The organism is Endothiovibrio diazotrophicus (genome assembly GCF_054657215.1).
The window spans coordinates 1-4,017 of record NZ_BAAHXB010000202.1; the positions used below are offsets into that span (position 1 = coordinate 1).

4 protein-coding genes are annotated in these 4,017 nt (G+C 65.1%); 1 reads left to right on the top strand and 3 read right to left on the bottom strand.

What is annotated here, in order from left to right; all coding sequences use genetic code 11:
• Window positions 1-152: 152 nt before the first annotated feature.
• Together leuS and ACYQ2W_RS25410 are read right to left on the bottom strand one after the other, a co-directional pair.
• Window positions 153-2,579, bottom strand: a complete 2,427-nt coding sequence (gene leuS, locus ACYQ2W_RS25405) for a leucine--tRNA ligase (protein ID WP_459873706.1) — start codon at window positions 2,577-2,579, stop codon at window positions 153-155.
• Window positions 2,580-2,668: 89 nt separating this feature from the next.
• Window positions 2,669-2,824: a hypothetical protein gene (locus ACYQ2W_RS25410; RefSeq protein WP_459873708.1), complete on the bottom strand. Its 156-nt coding sequence runs from the start codon at window positions 2,822-2,824 to the stop codon at window positions 2,669-2,671.
• 62 nt (window positions 2,825-2,886) lie between these two features.
• Here ACYQ2W_RS25410 and ACYQ2W_RS25415 point away from each other — a divergent pair, with 62 nt between their 5' ends.
• The gene (locus ACYQ2W_RS25415; protein ID WP_459873711.1) at window positions 2,887-3,375 is read left to right on the top strand and encodes a zinc ribbon-containing protein; all 489 of its coding nucleotides are present in this window, start codon (window positions 2,887-2,889) and stop codon (window positions 3,373-3,375) included.
• A 183-nt stretch (window positions 3,376-3,558) separates the two neighbouring features.
• Here the strand turns inward: ACYQ2W_RS25415 and ACYQ2W_RS25420 are convergent.
• Window positions 3,559-4,017: c-type cytochrome (locus tag ACYQ2W_RS25420; protein WP_459873713.1), on the bottom strand; the 459-nt coding region annotated here is incomplete at its 5' end.

A 4,017-nucleotide genomic window follows, 5' to 3' on the forward strand; every position in this document is an offset into this window, starting at 1 on the left:
CCCTAGGCCGCGATGGCGCCCTTTCCGTTTAACCCCCGCAAATCCGGAACGCTCGGCACTCCGCATCATCGCGGCCTAGGGGCCGCTCCTACAGGGAGGCCTACAATCGCGTTTGTGCTTTCACGTTCTGAAGAATCGCCCCAAGCGATTCTTCAGTTGGCGACGATGTTGACCAGTTTTCCGGGGACCACGATCACCTTGCGCACGCTCTTGTCGGCGATGAAGCGCTGCACGTTCTCCTCGTTTCGTGCCGCGGCCTCCACCGCCGCCTTGTCGGCGTCCGGGGCAACGCTCACCTTGCCGCGCAGCTTGCCGTTGACCTGCACCACGTACTCGATGGTGTCCTTCACCAGCGCCTGCGGGTCCACCGCCGGCCACGGCGCGCTCAGGATCTCCTCGCCGTAACCGAGTCCCTGCCACAGGGTATGGCTGACGTGCGGGGCGATCGGCGAGAGCAGCCGCAGCAGGATCGACAGCCCCTCGTTGCGCAGCGCGCCGGCCCCCTCGCCCTCCAGCTTGGCGAGGGTGTTCATGATCTTCATGCAGGCGGCGACCACGGTGTTGAACTGGTAGCGACCGAAGTCCGCCAACGCCTGGGCGAGCGACTCGTGGACCTCGCGGCGGGCGTCCTTCTGCGCCTCGGCGGCGACGATCTCGCCACCGAGGTCGGCGCGGTGCTCGTGGGCGAAGGCCCACAGCCGCTTGAGGAAGCGGTGGGCCCCCTCGACGCCGGAGTCGTTCCACTCCAGGGACTGCTCGGGCGGTGCGGCGAACATGGTGAAGAGTCGCACCGTGTCGGCGCCGTACTGCTCGATCAGCTCCTGCGGGTCGACGGTGTTGCCCTTCGACTTGGACATCTTCGCCCCGTCCTTCAGCACCATCCCCTGGGTGAGCAGGTTGGTGAAGGGCTCGTCACTCTTCACCAAGCCCTCGTCGCGCATCAATTTATGGAAGAAACGGGCGTAGAGCAGATGCAGGATGGCGTGCTCGATACCGCCGATGTACTGGTCCACCGGGGTCCAGTAGTCGGCCCGATCATCGAGCATCGCATCGTTTGCGTCGCGGCTGGCGTAGCGGGCGTAGTACCACGACGACTCCATGAAGGTGTCGAAGGTGTCGGTCTCGCGCTCCGCCTGGCCGCCGCACTTGGGGCAGTCGCACTCATAGAACGAGGGCATCTTCTTGATCGGCGAGCCGACTCCCTCGAAGGAGACCTCTTCCGGCAGCGCCACCGGCAACTGCTCCAGCGGCACCGGCACCTCACCGCAGCTCGGGCAGTGGACGATCGGGATCGGTGCCCCCCAGTAGCGCTGACGGGAGACGCCCCAGTCGCGCAGGCGGAAGTTGACCCGCTTGTTGCCCTTGCCCTCCTTTTCCAGGTGGGCGGCGATGGCGTCGAAGGCCTCGGCGGAGGTCAGGCCATCGAACGGCCCGGAGTTCTTGAGGATGCCTTTCTCGGCGTAGGCGCATTTGCTGACGTTCACCTCCGAACCGTCGACAGGCCAGATCACAGGCTTGATCGGGATCCCGTACTTGGTGGCGAACTCGAAATCGCGCTGGTCGTGGGCCGGCACCGCCATCACCGCGCCGGTGCCGTAGCCCATCAGCACGAAGTTGGCGGTCCACAGTGGCACCTTCTCACCGGTGATCGGGTGGCTCACCTCGATCCCCAGCGCCATCCCCTTCTTCTCCATGGTCTCCAGCTCCGCTTCCGAGGTGCCGACGTGGCGGCACTCCTCGACGAAGGCGGCGAGAGCGGGGTTGGTTTCGGCGGCCTTCAGGGCCAGCGGGTGCTCGGCGGCCACCGCCACGTAGGTGACGCCCATCAGGGTGTCGGGGCGGGTGGTGAAGACCCTGAGCGGTTCACCATTTTCTACGCCGAACTCCAGCTCCACGCCCTCGGAGCGGCCGATCCAGTTGCGCTGCATGGTGCGCACCTGCTCGGGCCAGCCGTCGAGCTGATCGAGGTCGTCGAGCAACTCCTGGGCGTAGTCGGTGATCTTCATGAACCACTGCGGGATCTCCTTGTGCTCCACCGGGGTGTCGCAGCGCCAGCAGCAGCCGTCGATCACCTGCTCGTTGGCCAGCACGGTGAGATCGTGGGGGCACCAGTTGACCGGCGCGGTGCGCTTGTAGACCAGCCCCTTCTCATACAGGCGGGTGAACAGCCACTGCTCCCACTTGTAGTAGTCGGGGTCGCAGGTGGCCAGCTCGCGCTCCCAGTCGTAGCCGAAGCCGAGGCGCTTCAGCTGGCCGCGCATGTAGTCGATGTTCTCGCGGGTCCACTTGGCCGGCGGCACGTTGTTCTTCATCGCCGCGTTCTCGGCGGGCAGGCCGAAGGCGTCCCAGCCCATGGGCTGGAGGACGTTCTTGCCGAGCATCCGCTGGTAGCGGCTGATCACGTCGCCGATGGTGTAGTTGCGCACATGGCCCATGTGCAGCCGCCCGCTGGGGTAGGGGAACATGGAGAGGCAGTAGTACTTCTCCCGCTCGTCCTCGACGGCGCGGAACGCACCGTTCTCCTCCCAATGGGCCTGCGCCCGGGCCTCGATCTCGCTGGGGTTGTAGAGCTCTTCCATCACCGCGGAAACACTTTCGTTGATCTGTGGGGGCTTGCGCCGAAAAAAGGGGGTAAGGATACCGTACCGGGTGGGGGGCGGGTAGGGTCTCATTGAAGACTGAAGAAATGGACAGGATTAACAGGATTTGCGGGATTTACAGGTTTGTCGAAGGGCATGGAGGGCGTGGTGGGAAGGCCGGGCGTATCGAGTCCTGTCCAATTCTTCTTTTCCGGAAATCCATCGATCCGGTCAATCCTGTCCATTCTCTTTTCCTCACGGATGGGCCAGAATTCGAGGAGAGAAGGCCCTATTCGAGGAGAGAACGATGAAGAACGAACGGTTTGTCGACGCCTACAACCGCATGCTGGAGCGGGTGCGTGAGGTGATGGGCCAGGAGGCGCAGGCGCTGCGCGAGGCGGTGGACCACGCCGAGGAGAAGGCGGTGGAGCTGGGCGAGCTGACCCGCGAGGAGGCCGAGCGGATCGGCGACTATCTGGTGCGCGATCTCCACGATGCCGGCGAGTACATGAGCAAGAGCGGCGACGAGCTGCGCGACTGGCTGCGCTTCGACCTGGAGAAGATCGAGGCCCAGGTGCTGACCCTGTTCGCCGATCTGGCCGACAAGACCACCGTCGAGCTGGCCGCCCTGGCCGAACGGGCGCGGCGTGCCGGTGAGCGGCACACCGGCCAGGTGACCGGCATCGGTACCCTCGAATGCACCGGTTGCGGCGAACGGATCCACTTCGAGAAGACCGGTCACATCCCGCCCTGCCCGAAGTGCCACGGCACCGACTATCGGAGAGTCGAAGACTGACCGCCAGAGAGTAGAGGGGCCTTACGAGGCCCCTTCTTCGTAGGTCGCCGCTACCGCGGCGACGTGAGCGGAGGCACCGTCGAGAAATCCCGTGTCTTCTTTGCCGACGGATTCGAACCCCGGAACGTTCGGTGCGGGTTCACGCTCCAGTGCCTCCGTTCGCGTCGCGGCGGTAGCCGCGACCTACCGCTCCCGGAACCGTTTGTGGCACGATCGGCAGGCCTCCTGGACCCGGTAATAGGCCTCCTTCGCCTCGCTTGAACCTGCGGCGGCGCGGGCGAATGCCTCCGTTGCGTCCGTAAACTCGCCTACCACCTCCCGGAATCCCTGCGCGTCACTCCAGACGGTCGGTTTGGCCTCGCTCTCGCCCCCTCCGCTCCCCGTCGGAAACAGCTCGGGCAGCAGCCTGCCGAACTTTTTCAGCGCCTCGGCGTGATGTTCCGGATGGCCGGGAATGCGCAACCCCTCCACCACCAACACCTTGGCCGCCCGCAGGTGACCCTCGGCGGCCTTCATGGTCTGCTGGCGGTAGTCGGTCACCGGGCTTGTGTCGGCTGCCTTCGCCGCGATGGGGGCGGTGGCGAGAACGCATGACAGGATGAGGGCTTTTAGGGCCCGCGAAAGAATAACTTCCTGTTTTGG

Bases quoted from the DNA above. Each gene is read 5' to 3' on its own strand.
- leuS (WP_459873706.1), bottom strand. From the start codon at position 2,579: ATGGAAGAGCTCTACAACCCCAGCGAGATCGAGGCCCGGGCGCAGGCC.
- ACYQ2W_RS25410 (WP_459873708.1), bottom strand. From the start codon at position 2,824: ATGGACAGGATTGACCGGATCGATGGATTTCCGGAAAAGAAGAATTGG.
- ACYQ2W_RS25415 (WP_459873711.1), top strand. From the start codon at position 2,887: ATGAAGAACGAACGGTTTGTCGACGCCTACAACCGCATGCTGGAGCGG.